10 protein-coding genes are annotated in these 15992 nt (G+C 68.5%); 3 read left to right on the forward strand and 7 right to left on the reverse strand.

Going from position 1 to position 15992, the window contains the following annotated elements; all coding sequences use genetic code 11:
* Window positions 1-485 precede the first annotated feature (485 nt).
* Complete coding sequence (locus O7624_RS01600; RefSeq protein WP_282240510.1) at window positions 486-1802, forward strand: endo-1,4-beta-xylanase; 1317 nt, start codon at window positions 486-488, stop codon at window positions 1800-1802.
* Between the two features lie 106 nt (window positions 1803-1908).
* On the opposite strand, the gene O7624_RS01605 is transcribed toward O7624_RS01600, so the two are convergent.
* Window positions 1909-2898 carry a LacI family DNA-binding transcriptional regulator gene (locus tag O7624_RS01605; protein ID WP_170863337.1) on the reverse strand — a complete coding sequence of 330 codons (990 nt, stop codon included), beginning with the start codon at window positions 2896-2898 and terminating at the stop codon, window positions 1909-1911.
* Window positions 2899-3611: 713 nt separating this feature from the next.
* On the opposite strand from O7624_RS01605, the gene O7624_RS01610 reads away from it, so the two are divergent.
* The gene (locus O7624_RS01610) at window positions 3612-5129 is read left to right on the forward strand and encodes a ricin-type beta-trefoil lectin domain protein (protein WP_282240511.1); all 1518 of its coding nucleotides are present in this window, start codon (window positions 3612-3614) and stop codon (window positions 5127-5129) included.
* Window positions 5126-6922, forward strand: coding sequence for a family 43 glycosylhydrolase (locus tag O7624_RS01615; RefSeq protein ID WP_282238620.1), 1797 nt, complete (start codon window positions 5126-5128; stop codon window positions 6920-6922). The genes O7624_RS01610 and O7624_RS01615 overlap by 4 nt, the downstream gene beginning before the upstream one ends.
* A gap of 195 nt (window positions 6923-7117) precedes the next feature.
* Here the strand turns inward: O7624_RS01615 and O7624_RS01620 are convergent, their stop codons facing one another.
* The 6 genes from O7624_RS01620 to O7624_RS01645 all read right to left on the reverse strand — a co-directional run bounded on the left by O7624_RS01620 (window position 7118) and on the right by O7624_RS01645 (window position 15975).
* Window positions 7118-9214: an RICIN domain-containing protein gene (locus O7624_RS01620; RefSeq protein ID WP_282238621.1), complete on the reverse strand. Its 2097-nt coding sequence runs from the start codon at window positions 9212-9214 to the stop codon at window positions 7118-7120.
* 381 nt (window positions 9215-9595) lie between these two features.
* Window positions 9596-11098: an L-arabinose isomerase gene (araA, locus tag O7624_RS01625; RefSeq protein WP_282238622.1), complete on the reverse strand. Its 1503-nt coding sequence runs from the start codon at window positions 11096-11098 to the stop codon at window positions 9596-9598.
* Window positions 11099-11125: 27 nt separating this feature from the next.
* The gene (gene yjfF / locus O7624_RS01630) at window positions 11126-12112 is read right to left on the reverse strand and encodes a galactofuranose ABC transporter, permease protein YjfF (RefSeq protein ID WP_093402214.1); all 987 of its coding nucleotides are present in this window, start codon (window positions 12110-12112) and stop codon (window positions 11126-11128) included.
* Window positions 12113-12188: 76 nt separating this feature from the next.
* Complete coding sequence (locus O7624_RS01635) at window positions 12189-13262, reverse strand: ABC transporter permease (protein ID WP_093402213.1); 1074 nt, start codon at window positions 13260-13262, stop codon at window positions 12189-12191.
* On the reverse strand, window positions 13259-14800 hold the full coding sequence (locus O7624_RS01640; RefSeq protein WP_282238623.1) for a sugar ABC transporter ATP-binding protein: 1542 nt from the start codon (window positions 14798-14800) through the stop codon (window positions 13259-13261). The genes O7624_RS01635 and O7624_RS01640 overlap by 4 nt, the downstream gene beginning before the upstream one ends.
* Before the next feature lie 179 nt (window positions 14801-14979).
* Window positions 14980-15975 (reverse strand): ABC transporter substrate-binding protein, encoded by a 996-nt coding sequence (locus O7624_RS01645; protein ID WP_232511103.1) that lies wholly within the window; start codon window positions 15973-15975, stop codon window positions 14980-14982.
* Window positions 15976-15992 lie beyond the last annotated feature (17 nt).

A 15992-nucleotide genomic window follows, 5' to 3' on the forward strand; every position in this document is an offset into this window, starting at 1 on the left:
AGCGACCCACCACGGGGTCGTCTCCGGCGGCCTCGACCGTCATTGCATCCATCGTCATCGCTTGAGCATGTTATCGATAACATGCTAGCTTCGGGGCAGGGAGCCACGGGCACGCTCCTGTTCAGGTCACCGGCCACCGGGCCGAGGCGGCACCAAGCCGACCCCGCCTGGCGGCCTGTCCGGGCCGGCATCCGCGAGACGCCGCGCGCTGTCAATCCGCGCGGAAGGGCACGCCTCGACGGCACCGATCGTCGCGTCATGGCCGCTGTCATCGGCGACCGCCACATCCCGACCAACCCCGCAACCCGTGCGATCCGCGCTCGGGTCGCCTCGCCGTGCCCGGATCCACACCTCCGCGCCGGTAGGCGGCCGCCAGCAGGCTGATCCGGGGTGGCATCCCGAACCACCACCATCGAAAGGGCACGTCGATGAAATCCAGAACCACCGGAGGCAGGGTCGTGGGCATCCGACCGCGTACCGTGCTGATGTCCGTCGCGGCCGGTGCCGCGCTGCTCGTCTCCACCGCGCTGGTCGCGCCCTCCGCCCACGCCGCCGCCAGCACCCTCGGCGCGGCGGCGGCGCAGAGCGGTCGCTACTTCGGCGCCGCCACCAACTCGTTCCAGCTCTCCAACTCCGCCTACGCCACGATCCTCAATCGTGAGTTCAACTCGATCGTGGCCGAGAACGAGATGAAGTGGTACGCCAACGAGCCCCAGCAGAACTCCTTCAGCTTCAGCGCGGGTGACCGGCTCGTCGCGCACGCCCGGGCCAATGGGATGTCCGTACGTGGCCACACCCTGCTCTGGCACGCGCAACAGCCCGGCTGGGCACAGAACCTGTCCGGCACCGCGCTGCGTAACGCGGCGATCAACCACGTCACCCGGGTAGCCACCCACTACCGGGGTCAGGTCCACTCCTGGGACGTGGTGAACGAGGCGTTCGCCGACGGTGGCAGCGGCGCGCGGCGGGACTCGAACCTGCAACGCACCGGCAACGACTGGATCGAGGCCGCGTTCCGGGCCGCCCGCGCGGCCGACCCCGGCGCCAAGCTCTGCTACAACGACTACAACACCGACGGCATCAACGCGAAGTCGACAGGCATCTACAACATGGTGCGCGACTTCAAGCAGCGCGGCGTCCCGATCGACTGCGTCGGCTTCCAGTCCCACCTCGGCACCACCCTCGCCGGTGACTACCAGGCCAACCTGCAACGCTTCGCCGACCTCGGCGTCGACGTGCAGATCACCGAGCTGGACGTCGCTCAGGGCCCCAACCAGGCGAGCATCTACGAACGGGTGACCCGGGCCTGCCTGGCCGTGACGCGCTGCACCGGGATCACGGTCTGGGGTGTCTGGGACGCCGCCTCCTGGCGGGATGACAACCCGCTGCTGTTCGACGGCAACGGGAACAAGAAGCCCGCGTACACCTCGGTGCTCAACGCGTTGAACAGTGTCAGCGGACCGAACCCGACCACCGCGCCGCCGACCACCACCGCGCCCCCGCCGGGCGGCGGTGCCTGCTCGGCCTCGGTGTCGCTGAACTCCTGGAACGGCGGCTTCGTGGCCACCGTACGGGTCACCGCCGGCAGTGCCGCGATCCGGGGCTGGACCGTGCGGATCACGCTGCCCGGCGGCGCGGCGGTCACCGGCACCTGGAACGCGCAGGCCAGCGGCAGCACCGGGACGGTGAGCTTCGGCAACGTCAGCTACAACGGTCAGGTCGGCGCGGGCGGTAGCACCGAGTTCGGCTTCCAGGGCACCGGCGTCGGCCCCTCCGGCACCCCCACCTGCACCGCAACCTAACCCACCCCACCCGGGTACGAATCGCCGGTTGATCAAGAAGTTTTGGTCGCGTCCAGCGCGCAGGCCGACCAAAACTTCTTGATCAACCCTTCGGTGGAGGGGTTGGTCAGGGGCGGGGTGGGGGGCCTACGCTTCGGCGGGCCACCAGGGTCGGGGCGATGGTCCGGCGCAGGGCGCCACCGCTCACCGACTCGATCTGGGTGAGCAGCATCTCCAGGCTCGCCCGGGCCACCGCGCCGAAATCCGGTCGTACGGTGGTCAACGGCGGAATGAAGTAGGCGGCCTCCGGCACGTCGTCGAAGCCGACCACGCTGATGTCGTCCGGCACCCGGCGGCCGTGCTCGTGCAGGGCGCGCAGCACCCCGAGGGCCAGGTGGTCGTTGGCGGTGAAGACGGCGGTGACGTCGGGCATCCGGGCCAGCATCTGCCCACACCGGTAGCCGGCCGCCGCGGACCAGTCCGCCGGCACCAGCGGCGGGATCTCCGCGCCGGCCGAGGTCAGCGCCGCCCGCCAGCCCTCGATCCGGCCGGCGCTGTCGAACCAGTCCGACGGACCGGAAACGTGCCAGACCGTACGGTGACCGGCGTCGAGCAGGTGCTGGGTGGCGGCCCGGGCACCGGCCGCCTGGTCCACCGTCACCAGCGGCATCGGCCGATGCGGATCCCCGTCCACGGTCACCAGCGGCACGTCCTTCGGCAGACGCTCCAACGCCTCGCCGGCCGACTCCACCGGCGCGATCACCACGATGCCGGCGACCCGGTGCGCCAGATGCCGCTCCACCACCGCCGAGATCGACCGATGATCGAGGTCACGCACGCTGCCCACACTTACCGCGAAACCGGACTCGGCGGCCGTCTGCTCCAGCGCGGCCAACAGCGAGGCCGGACCGTAGAGGGTGGTGTTCTGCGCGACCACCCCGATCACCTGCGAGCGGCCGGTGACCAGCGCGCGGGCCGCCCGGTTCGGCCGGTAGCCGAGCTCGGCGATGGCCGCCTGGACGCGCAGTCGAGTCTGCTCGCGTACGTTCGGGTGCCCGTTGAGCACCCGCGAGACCGTCTGATGGGAAACACCGGCGAGGCGGGCCACGTCCGTCATCGCAGGATCGCGTACGGCCATCTCACACTCCCCGCAATCCAGTCGCTCGCCGCAGCCCGTCGGCGATGACTGGCACGGCTCAGGTACAAAGATCCCCTCGCGCGGTGCCCACGCCGGCCCGTGCCGTCCGGGTGGAGAGCGCTAGATCACGCACAGTCTAGCGCCAGTAGCCGCCCCGGTGGCCGCCGGGCCGTCCGCGTACGCCACACAGCGTCCTTCATCGCTGCCTGTTAGCGGTCACACCCGGATTCCACTCCGTCCGGTTCGACGCAGATCTGTTGCTCCGAGGGGCTGTGTGGGCAAGCAACAGACAATTTACAGGCATTGATGATAGCGATAACATTCCTGTCATCGGAACGGTGCCTGCCGACACGGCGCGGCGGCAACCGTGCGGGGCCCGAAACAGCGTGCCGACCGGCGATATCCGGGCCCTGCACATCGGCGTCCCGGACGACTGCACGCGTACGTGGGCGGCGTGCGCAGGATCCGCCCGCAGAGTTCCACCCGGCCGGACCCCGCCGAACGCCGCGATGCCGGCGACCGGACCGATCACCACACCGACGCAAGGAGGATTCGACGTGCGTAGCGCAAGAAGGTGGCTGACCGCCGCCCTCGGCATCCTGGCGGTGACGCTCACCGCGAGCTTCGCCGACGGGGTCATCTCCCCCAAGCCGGCGCAGGCGCTGAACAACGGCGTCGCCCGTACCCCACCGATGGGCTGGAACACCTGGAACACGTTCGGCTGCAACATCAACGAGACGCTCATCCGCCAGATGGCCGACGCGATCGTCAATCACGGGTTGCGCGACCTCGGATACAAGTACGTCGTCGTCGACGACTGCTGGTTCAACCCGGACCGGGACGCGCAGGGCAACCTCCAGGCCCATCCGCAGCGGTTCCCGAGCGGCATGAAGGCCCTCGGCGACTACCTGCACTCCCGCGGGCTGCTGTTCGGCATCTACCAGGGGCCGCTGGACCAGACCTGCGCCCAGTACTTCGACGCCTTCCCCGGTTCCACGGGCAGCCTCGGACACGAGTACCAGGACGCCCGGCAGTTCGCCGCCTGGGGCGTGGACTACCTCAAGTACGACTGGTGCTCCCCCACCGGCACCATCAACGACCAGGTGGCCCGGTTCGGCATCATGCGCGACGCGCTGGCGGCCACCGGCCGGCCGATCGTCTACAGCATCAACTCGAACAGCATCCACGAGAAGACCGGGCCGCAACGCAACTGGAGCGACGTGGCCAACCTCTGGCGGACCACTGAGGACATCACCAACACCTGGGACAGCGGCCAGACCAACGGCTACCCGATGGGCATCCAGAACATCGTCAACGTGAACGTGCCACTCGCCGGCTACGCCGCACCGGGCGGATTCAACGACCCGGACATGTTGGAGGTCGGCAATGGCGGCATGAACGACACCGAGATGCGCAGCCACTTCGCGCTGTGGTCGATGATGGCCGCGCCGCTGATGATGGGCAACGACCTGCGCTCGGCCAGCACAGCGACGCTTGACATCCTGCGCAACCAGCACCTGATCGCGATCAACCAGGACACGTTGGGGCTCCAGGCCGTGCAGGTCTCGCACGACGGCACCCGGCGGGTACTGGCCAAGCGGCTGGCCAACGGTGACGTCGCGGTCGCGCTGTTCAACCAGGGCAACTCCACCACGACGATCTCCACCACGGCGGCGGCGATCGGCAAGACCGGCAGCTCGTTCACGTTGCTCAACGCGTGGACCGGCGGCACCTCCACGACCACCGGGACCATCTCCGCGAGCGTGCCGGCACACGGCACCGTGGTGTACCGGGTAAGCGGTGGCGGCACCACCAACCCACCGGTCCCGAGCACCTTCCGGCTGCGCAGCGAGTCGGCCGGGCGCTGCCTCGATCTCGACAACTCGAACACCGCGAACGGCACCGGAACCCTGATCTGGGACTGCCACGGCAACCCCAACCAGCAGATCACCCAGGACGGCCAGACGTTGCGGATCCTCGGCAAGTGCCTGGACGTGCCGACGAACGCCACAAACGGCACCCGGGTGCAGGTCTGGGACTGCAACGGCGGCACCAACCAGCAGTGGACGTTCAACGCCAACGGCACGGTGAGCAACGGCCGCTTCCCGTCGCTGTGTCTGGACGTCAACAACGCCGGCACCGCCAACGGGACCGCGGTGATCCTCTGGTCCTGCCACGGCAACGCCAACCAGCGGTGGAGCCGGGCATGAGCATCACGGCGCTCCGCCGCGTCGTCGCCGTGCTCGTGAGCATGACCTGCGCGATCGCCCTGCTACCCGGCGCGGCGCGGGCCGACAACCCGATCGTCCAGCACATCTACACCGCCGACCCGGCACCGATGCTGCACGACGGTCGGGTCTACCTCTACACCGGCCACGACGAGGACGGCTCGACCTACTTCACCATGCGTGACTGGCGGGTCTTCTCCTCGGCCGACATGGTGAACTGGACCGACCACGGCACGCCGATGAGTCTGGCCACGTTCGCCTGGGCGGACGCCAACGCGTGGGCCGGGCACGTCATCGCCCGTAACGGGAAGTTCTACTGGTACGTGCCGGTCCGGCAACGCTCGAACGGGCAGATGGTCATCGGGGTCGGGGTCGCGGACAGCCCGACCGGGCCGTTCCGGGACGCGCTCGGCCGCCCGCTGGTCGGCAATGGCGAGATCGATCCGCACGCGTTCATCGACGACGACGGTCAGGCGTACCTGTACTGGGGCAACCCGAACCTGTGGTACGTACGGCTCAACCCTGACATGATCTCGTTCTCCGGCGGTCCGACCCAGATCCCGCTCACCACGGCGGGCTTCGGTACCCGGACCGGAAACGCCAGCCGGCCCACCCTCTACGAGGAGGGGCCGTGGGTCTACAAGCGCAACGGGCTCTACTACAACGTGTTCGCGGCGGAGTGCTGCTCGGAGTTCATCGGCTACTCGACGGCACCCGGCCCTACCGGCCCGTGGACGTACCGGGGAACGGTCATGCCCCGGCAGGGCTCCAGCTTCACCAACCACCCCGGCGTGATCGACTTCGCCGGTGGGTCGTACTTCTTCTACCACAACGGTGCGCTGCCCGGCGGTGGCGGCTACACCCGGTCGGTCGCGGTGGAGAAGTTCACCTACAACTCCAACGGAACCATCCCCACCATGAACATGACCACCGCCGGGGCACCCCAGGTCGGCACGTTGAACCCGTACGTACGCCAGGAGGCCGAGACGATCGCCTGGGGATCCGGTATCGAGACCGAGCCGGCCAGCGAGGGTGGCATGAACGTCGGCTGGATCGACAACGGCGACTACATCAAGGTAAAGGGGGTTGCCTTCGGCACCGGAGCGACCACCTTCTCCGCGCGGGTCGCCTCGGCCACCAGCGGCGGCCGTATCGAGGTACGGCTGGACAGCGCCAGCGGTCCGCTCGTGGGCACCTGCACGGTGGCCGGTACGGGCGGCTGGCAGACCTGGACGACCACCAGTTGCGGGGTGTCCGGCGCCACCGGCACACGCGATCTCTACCTGCGTTTCGCCGGCGGCAGCGGCAGCCTGTTCAACGTCAACTGGTGGCAGTTCGCCGGTGGCGGTGGCGCACCGACGGCCTACCGGATCACCAATCGCAACAGCGGGCAGGTCGTCGACGTCCAGCAGCCGAACCTCGACAACCTCGCGGTGATCGGTCAGTGGAGCAGCAACGGCAACGCCTGGCAGCAGTGGCGTTTCCTCGACGCCGGCAACGGCAACGTACGGCTGCAGAGCGTGCACAGTGGCAAGTGCGTCGACGTGCGCGACGTCTCCACGGCCGACGGGGCGCAGATCATCCAGTACACCTGCCACGATGGCCTGAACCAGGTCTTCAGCTGGCGATCGACCGGCGACGGCTACCACCAGCTGGTCAACGTCAACAGCAACAAGTGCCTGAACGTGGCCGGCGGCTCCACCGCTCTCGGTGCCGCCCTGGAGCAGCGTACGTGCAGCTCCGCGTCGAGCATGCAGTGGTCCCGCGCCGCCTGAGCCACAGGTAGCCGAGGCCGGACGGGTGCCGGGTGGGATGTCTCCCACCCGGCACCCGCATGTCCCCCGGCTGCCGGCGGCGGCAATCGCCGGGCCGGAGGAGGGGCCTGTCGCCCGCTCGGCGGGCAGGCGACAGGCCCCGGTCCGTGGGTGACGGCCCGGCATCGGTACGACGCCGGACCGTCAACCGTCACCTCATGGCGTGGCCAACTCGAAACGGCGCACCGTCACCGAGCCGCCCAACGCCTGGGTGGCGTAGTTGAAGATGGCGAACCGGTAACCCATGAAGAACGTCCAGTTGTTGTTGAGCGTCAGGGCGTTGCCCAGCGGGACGAAATTGACCCCGTCGGTGCTGTAGGAGAAACGCGCCTGCCGACCGGAGCCGGGCCGGATGTCGGCGTTGGCCCGCAGCCAGATTCGCCCACCGGAGACCGCGGCGCTGGCGATCTCGCTACCGGTGCTGCTGGTGTCCCAGTTGCTGTTCATGTTCAGCCCGTTGGTCATCACCACCCGGGTGGCACCGTTGTCCCGCCGGACGCCGATCCACGCCGAGACGTCCCGCAGCATGGCCAGGCCGGTACGATCGCCGTCGCGCATCGTCGAGTAGTCGATCTCGACCGTGCCGGTCGAGGTCGGCCCCTGGATGCGGTGGGTGATCGTGTTGCGTGCCCGGTAGAGGTCGTTGGTCACGGTGGCGGTCTGCAACCGAAGCCCGTTGTTCACCGACCACCGGCTGTTGTCGGGGTTGTGGTTCCACTCGTACTGCGGACCGAGGGTGGTGCCGGTGAACGTGTCGACGCCGGTGAGCGGCTTGACCGGACGCAGCGGCAGCGGGTTCGGGTAGTTGACGCCCCAGGCGCCGTTGACCGTCTGCACCTGCGGCCAGCCGTCCGCGGTCCAGTTGATCGGCGCGAGGGTCGGCATCCGGCCGCCCGGGTACGCGTCGGTGAATGCCATGTAGTACCAGGATCCGTTCGGCAGCTGCACCAGTCCGCCCTGGTGGGGCACCCCGCCGCCGGAGATCGGGCCCTGCATGTTGAGCAGCACCTGGCGCTGCTCGTACGGGCCGAAGGGGCCGTTTGTGGACTTGAGCACGTACTGGCCGTTGGCCGGGCGGGTCAGCCAGATGTAGTAGGCGCCGTTGCGCTTGTAGAAGCGCGCGCCCTCCAGGGTGCCGATGCTCGACGGCGTCTGGTAGACCTGCTGCGCCCGGACCTGGCTGCGCCCGTCGGCGGAGAGCTGAGCCACGCTGATGGTGCCGTTGCCGTACGCGACGTACATGGTGTCGTTGTCGTCGATCAGCATCCCGGCGTCGTAGTAGCACTGCGGCAGGGTCGCGTGCCGGCTCCAGGTACCGTCGACGGCCGTCGCGGTGTAGATGTGGGTCTGGGCGAAGTTGATGCACCCGGCCCAGTAGTAGGTCTGGTTGCTCGGCCGGTAGTTCAGCGTCGAGGCCCAGATGCCCTCCACGTACGCCTGCTGCCCGGCGGGCAGGTCGTACTTGGTGCCGAAGTCCAGACGGGGTACCGAGTGCCCGGCGAACTCCCAGTTCACCAGGTCGTACGAGCGCAGGATCGGGGCGCCGGGCGAGTAGTGCATGGTGGAGGCGGTCATGTAGTACACCTCGCCGACCCGGATGACCTCGACGTCGGCGAAGTCCTGCCAGACGACGGGGTTGGTGAAGCTGCCGCCGGGGGGCGGGTCGGTGGGGTTGCCGCCGCCGTCGACGCGGACGAGTTGCCACTGCTGGTTGGCGCCGCCCCAGTCGTCGTACTGCACGATGTTGCCGCCGTCGGCGGTCGAGGCGTTCTGCACCTCCATCACCTTGTTGGAGTTGCGGTTGATCAGCCGTACGTAGCCACCTGCCGAGTCGGCCAGTCGGAACTGCTGGTTGGTCCCGTTGTGGTCGGACCACTGCACGATCGAGGCGCCGTTGGCGGTGGAGAAGTTGTAGACGTCGAGCACCTTGCCCGAGTGCCGCGACTTGAGCCGGTAGTAGCCGCCGCCGGAGTCGACGAACTGCCACTGCTGATGGTTTCCGTCGTTACGCGACCACTGGGTGATCCGGGCCCCGTCGTTGGTGGCCAGGTTGTAGACGTCGAGAGCCTTGCCGCTGTTACGGTTGACCAGCACGTACCAGGCGTTGGTGTCCACCGTGGCCGCGGCTGCGGGCGATGGCGCCACCGCGGCGAGGGAGCCGCCCACCACCATCGCCGTCAGGATGGCCGCCGCGCGCGACAGCCAGCCGCGCCGGCCCGGCGCGGTCCGTGGGACCTCACCAATGGCAATCATGATTCTCCTTCGGGATACGAGCAGAACGAACAGGACGGCTCCTCTGCGGCCTACGCCGTCGCTGATCCGGTGCGGCGTGTGATCGCTAACATGACCGCCCTGCCCAAGGGAGAGATCAGGTGACCACCAGCTTCAGAGCAACGTGGCGCGTCCCGGACGGCCACAGATATCGTCCGTCTTCACTACGACTGTGAGCGATAACACGGCCTTCGTCAAGACGTAACATCAACGACGCCGTACGGCTCGCAGAAGCCTGCTCGCGGTCCCCGGCCGGCGGGGTGGCGCGCCGGCCGGGGACCCTGCCACCCGCGGGCGCGGGCAGCCGCTGGCGGGGCGGAGAGGCCGCTACGGCAGCTCCGCCACACCAGCGTCAGCGGGCGGTCAGAACCCCCGGGCCAGCCGGTAGTACGCCTGGTTCCAGCGCAGCTCGTCGGCGAACCGCCGGGGATCGGTCTCGGCGTCGATGACGACGAGTTCGGTACGGCTCATCTCGGCGAGGTCGTGCAACTCCTCCACCCCGACCGCCTGGGACAACACGGTGTGGTGGGGCGCGCCAGCGGTGATCCACGCTTCGGCGGAGCCGGGCAGGTGCGGTCGCGGCCGCCAGACCGCCCGGGCGACCGGCAACCGGCGCAGTGGTTGCGGTGGGGAGACCACGTCGACCTCGTTGGCCACCAGCCGGAAACGCTCGCCCATGTCCGCCAGGCCGAGCACCACCGCCGGCCCCGGCGCGGCGTCGAAGACCAGCCGGACGGGATCCTCACGACCGCCGATGCTCAGCGGATGGATCTCCACGTTCGGCACGTCACCGGCGATCGACGGGCAGACCTCGAGCATGTGGGCACCGAGCACCAGTTCCTCGCCCGGGGTGAGGTCGTAGGTGTAGTCCTCCATGAACGAGGTTCCGCCCTCGGTGCCGACGGCCATCGCCTTGAGGGTGTGCACCAGCACCGAGGTCTTCCAGTCGCCCTCACCGCCGAAGCCGTAGCCATCGGCCATCAGTCGCTGCACCGCGATGCCGGGCAGTTGACGCAGCCCGCCCAGGTCCTCGAAGTTGGTGGTGAAGGCGCGGAAGCCACCGGCGTCCAGGAAGGTGCGCAGCCCCAGTTCCAGCCGGGCGGCGTACCGCAGCGAATCGTGCCGCTCGCCGCCGGGTCGTAGCTCGGCGGCGACCCGGAAGGTGTCGTCGTACTCCTTGACCAGATCGTCGATCTGCGCCTCGGACACCTCGTCGACCACCCGCACCAGGTCGTTGACCCCGTACGTGTTCACCGAGACGCCGAAGCGCAGCTCCGCCTCGACCTTGTCCCCCTCGGTGACGGCCACGTCGCGCATGTTGTCGCCGAATCGCGCCAGCCGCAGCGAGCGCATGGCCGACCAGCCGATCGCCGCCCGGGTCCAGGCACCGACGCGGGAGACCACCCGGGGGTCGGAGACGTGCCCGGCGACCGTCTTGCGGGCCACCCCGAGCCGGGTCTGGATGTACCCGAACTCCCGGTCGCCGTGCGCGGCCTGGTTGAGGTTCATGAAATCCATGTCGATCTCGTCCCACGGCAGCAGGACGTTGGCCTGGGTGTGCAGGTGCAGCAACGGCGTCTGCAACGCGTCCAGGCCCGAGATCCACATCTTCGCTGGCGAGAAGGTGTGCATCCAGGCGATCACCCCGACCGCCCCCTGCGACGCGGCATCCCGGCAGGTCCGCAGGATGTCGGCGCTGGTGGTCAGGACCGGCTTCCAGACCACCCGGGCGGGAATGTGCGGCGATTCGTCGAGCAGAGCGGCGATCTGACGGGACTGGTCGGCCACCTGCCGGAGCGTGTCCTCGCCGTACATTGCCTGGCTTCCGGTTAGGAACCAGACCTCGGGTTCAGGGTGTGTTGCCATGGGAGTTGCCTTCCGCGAGAGGGGCGGTCACTTGTAGCGGATGCCGATGAGGCGCTGGAGCAGGATGAACGCGAAGAGCAGGCCTCCGATCACGATCTTGGTCCACCAGGAGTTGAGGCTGCCGTCGAAGGTGATCAAGGTCTGGATCACGCCGAGTACCAGCACACCGAGCACCGTGCCGAAGATGTACCCCGAGCCACCGGTGAGCACCGTGCCACCGATGACCACGGCCGCGATCACGTCGAGTTCCATCCCGATGGCGATCAACGGGGCGCCGGACAACGTGTAGAAGGAGAGCAGGATCCCGCCGATCGCCGCGCACAGGCCACTGATGGTGTAGACCGCGATCCGGGTCCGGCCCACCGGCAGCCCCATCAGCAGCGCCGACTGCGGGTTGCCGCCGATCGCGTAGACGTTGCGTCCCAGTCGCGTGTACGCCAGCACGTACGCGGCGATCAGGACCACCGCGAACGCCACCAGCACGCTGATCGAGACGAAGTTGCCCCGGGGATCGCCGATCCGGTACTGCGACATCGTGGTCCAGAACCCGTCGGTGATCGGAATCGACGCGTCGCTGATGAACGTGCACATGCCCCGGGCGAAGAACATCCCGGCCAGGGTGACGATGAAGGGCTGGATGTCGAAGAAGTGGATCGCGCAGCCCATCAGGAACCCGAGCGTCGGCCCGATCAGCAGGGCGATCACCAGCACCAGCAACGCGGGCAGCCCGGACTGCAACAACCAGGCCGAGACCATCGCGGTCATCGCCGCCACCGAGCCGACCGACAGGTCGATACCGCCGGTGAGGATCACGAAGGTCATCCCGACGGCGATGACGAGAAGGAAACCGTTATCGATGAAGACGTTGAAAACCACCTGGACGTTGGAGAACGCCCGGTACTGGGACACACCGATGCCGTACATCACCAGCAACAGCGCCAACGTCGCCAGCACCGGCATGTGCCGCCGAGGCAGCTTGGCCCAACTCGGAGCGGAGATCGGGAAAGTACTCATGCCGGCACTCCGCTCCGCTCCGTGCCGCCATGAGGCACCAACACCCTGAACTGATGATTCGCTCGCTGACGCTCACTCATGCCGGCACCTGCTCCTTCTGCCGCTGCGGAGACGGCTGGGGCGGCGGCGGTGCCCCGGGCCGTCGACGGCGGAACTTCGCCCGGAAGGCCGGTGCCTGGATGAGGCAGACGGCGATGACGACTACCGCTTTGAACAGCAGCGCCGTCTGGGGTGAGATGTTCATGGCGTACACCGTGGTGGTGAGGGTCTGGATGATCAGGGCGCCGAGGATGGTGCCGCCGAGGTAGAACCGGCCACCGGCGAGCGAGGTGCCGCCGATGACGACCGCGAGGATCGCGTCCAGCTCCACCCACAGGCCGGTGTTGTTGCCGTCGGCGCTGGAGACGTTGGCGGTCATCATGAACCCGGCGATCGCGGCACAGGCGGCGCTGACCACGTAGACGAGGAAGACGACCCGACCGGACCGGATGCCGGCCAGCCGGCTGGCCTCCCGGTTACCGCCGACCGACTCGACGATCATGCCGAGCGCGGTACGGCGGGTGAACGCCGCGACGAGTAGGGCCGCGGCCAGGGCGATGAAGATCGCCAGGGGCAGGGTCAACAGGTGCCCCAGCCCGATCGCCCGGTACGGCCCGGAGTTGATGGTGATGATCTGGCCCTCGGCGATCAACTGTGCGAGGCCCCGGCCGGCCACCATCAGGATGAGCGTGGCGATGATCGGTTGGATGCCGATGACGGAGACCAGAACCCCGTTCCAGGCACCGAGCACCAGCGCGACCCCGAGCGCCATCGCGAGCGCGGTCAGCACGGTGACGAGGTTGTTCTGGTCCGGTGCCCGGCTGATGTAGAGGCAGGCGATGGCGCCGCTGATCGCGCAGAGCGAGCCGACCGACAGGTCGATGCCGCCGGTCGAGATCACCAGGGTCATGCCCAGCGCGACCAGGATCAGCGGGGCGCTCAACCGCAGGATGTCGATCGGGGTGCCGTACAGGTGCCCGTTGTTGACCTCGATGGCCAGGAACCCCGGACGGTAGATGGTGTTGGCCGCCAACATGACCACGAGCACGGCGACCGGCCAGAACAGCCGGTGGCCGAGCATGGTACGGAAGCGGTTCCCGGCGTCGCTCATCGGCTCGCCTCCTCACGCTCGGTCCCGCTGGCGATGGTCTGCATGACGCGGTCGGCATCCACAGTGTCGTCGTTGTCGAGCTGGGCGACCAGTTCCCGGTCGCGCATCACCGCGATCTTGTGGCTGAGACGCAGCACCTCCTCCAGCTCGGCGGAGATGAACAGCACCGCCATCCCACCGTCGGAGAGCTCCACCACCAGCCTCTGGATCTCGGCCTTCGCGCCGATGTCGATTCCCCGGGTCGGCTCGTCGAGGATTAGCAGTCGCGGCTCGGTGATCAGCCAGCGGGCCAGCAGAACCTTCTGCTGGTTGCCGCCGGAGAGGTTGCGCACCGGCATGTCCGGGTTGGCCGGACGGATGCTCAACGCCTTGATGTACCGGTCGACCAGCTCGTCCTGGCGGCGACGTGGGATCGGGCGCAGCCAGCCCCGGGCGGCCTGCATGGCCAGGATCATGTTCTCCCGGACCGACAGGTCGCCGATGATCCCCTCCGCACGGCGGTTCTCCGAGCAGAAACCGATGCCCCGCTCGATCGCCTGCACCGGGTTGCGCAGGCCGGTCTGGGCGCCGTCCACCTGGACCTCGCCGCGGTCGGCCCGATCAGCACCGAACAACAGCCGCGCCACCTCGGTACGCCCGGAGCCGAGCAGCCCGGCCAGGCCGACCACCTCACCGGCGTGGATGGTCAGGCTGAACGGGGCGACCGCGCCCCTGCGCCCGAGCTGCGACACCTGGACGAACGGGGCGCCGCTCTCGATGGCCGCCGTCGTCTGCCGGGGCTGCTCGTCGATCCGATCGAGGACGTCGAGCTCCTTGCCGATCATCTTCTCCACCAGCGCCAGCTGCGGCAGCTCGGCGATCGGGTACTCCCCCACCAGCGTGCCGTTACGCAGCACGGTGATCCGGTCGGCGATGCCATAGACCTGGTCGAGGAAGTGGGTCACGAAGAGAATCGCGATGCCCTCGTCCCGCAACTGCCGCATGATCCGGAACAGTTGCGCGACCTCGCCAGCGTCCAGGCTGGAGGTCGGCTCGTCCAGGATCAGCACCCGGGCCTGTACGTCGATCGCCCGAGCGATCGCCACCATCTGCTGCACGGCCAGCGAGTAACTCGCCACCGGCGCGGTGACGTCGATGTCGAGGTCCAGCCGGGCGAGCAGCTGTCGGGCCCGCCGACGCACCTCGCCCCAGCGGACGGCGCCGAAACGGCGCGGCTCCCGCCCGATGAAGATGTTCTCCGCCACGGACAGGTTCGGGCAGAGATTGACCTCCTGGTAGACCGTGCTGACCCCGGCCGCGGCAGCCTGCATCGGTCCGTTGAAGGCCACCTGCTCGCCGTCGAGGGTGACGTTGCCCTCGTCGATGCCGTAGACGCCTGTCAACACCTTGATCAGGGTCGACTTGCCGGCGCCGTTCTCGCCCATCAGGGCGTGCACCTCGCCAGGAAGGAGCCGGAAGTCGACATTGTGGAGTGCGCGCACCCCGGGAAAGGACTTGCTGATCCCGGTCATCGTCAGGACCGGACGACTATCCGTCATCCCATCGATCCTCTTCTAATTTTCATCGATGCGGAAGGGCCAGTTCTCCCGGCACGCCGCCCGGCCGGCCAGCGGGCCGGCCGGGCGGCGTGGCACGGGACGTCGGGCCGGACGCCCAGTCCGTCGGGAATGGGCGACGCGGCGGGGCCGCCACGTGGGTGCGGCGGCCCCATGCGTCATCAGTACTTGCGGTTGGGCAGGGCCTCCTTGGCCTGCTCCTGGGTGAAGGTGGTCTCCTCGGTCTCGATCCGCGGCGGCACCTCCTCGCCGGCGTGCACCTTCTTGGCCAGGTCCATCAGCTGTGGGCCGAGCAGCGGGCTGCACTCCGCGATGAAGTTGAACTTGCCGTCGGCCAGGGCCTGCATGCCGTCCTTGACCGCGTCGATGGTGATGATGGTGATGTCCTTGCCCGGCTCCTTGCCCGCCGCGGTGATCGCCTCCAGCGCGCCCAGACCCATGTCGTCGTTGTGCGCGAAGAGGACGTCGATCTTCGGGTGGGCCTTCAGGAACTGTTCCATCACCTGCTTGCCGCCCGCGCGGGTGAAGTCACCGGACTGGGAAGCGATGACCTTCAGCTTGGGGTCGGCCGCGATCGCCTCGGCGAAGCCCTTCTTCCGGTCGTTGGCCGGGGCGGAGCCGGTGGTGCCCTGCAACTCGACGATGTTCACGTCGCCGGTCGCGTCCTTCTTGTTCTCCACCAGCCACTCGCCGGAGAGCCGGCCCTCCTTGACGAAGTCAGAGCCGAGGAAGGTCTTGTAGAGCGACTTGTCGGCGGAGTCCACGGCGCGGTCGGTCAGGATGACCGGGATGCCGGCGTCCTTGGCCTCCTTGAGCACCGTGTCCCAGCCCGACTCCACCACCGGCGAAAAGGCGATCACATCGACCTTCTGCTGGATGTAGTTGCGGATGGCCTTGATCTGGTTTTCCTGCTTCTGCTGCGCGTCGTCGAACTTCAGCTCGATGCCGGCCTCGGCCGCCGCCTCCTTGATGGAGTTGGTGTTGGCCGTACGCCAGCCGCTCTCCGCGCCGACCTGGGAGAAGCCCAGGACGAGCTTGCCGTCGTCGCCTCCGTCGCCGCCGCCGGTGTCGCTGTTGCCGCAGGCCGCCACGCCGCCGGCGAGCAGCACGGCGGCGACGACCGCGATGGCGCGCCGACGCGCCATGGGCATTCGCATGTTCCTCATCGGATCTC

The sequence above is a fragment of the Verrucosispora sp. WMMD1129 genome, from assembly GCF_029581255.1.
GTDB lineage: Bacteria > Actinomycetota > Actinomycetes > Mycobacteriales > Micromonosporaceae > Micromonospora > Micromonospora sediminimaris.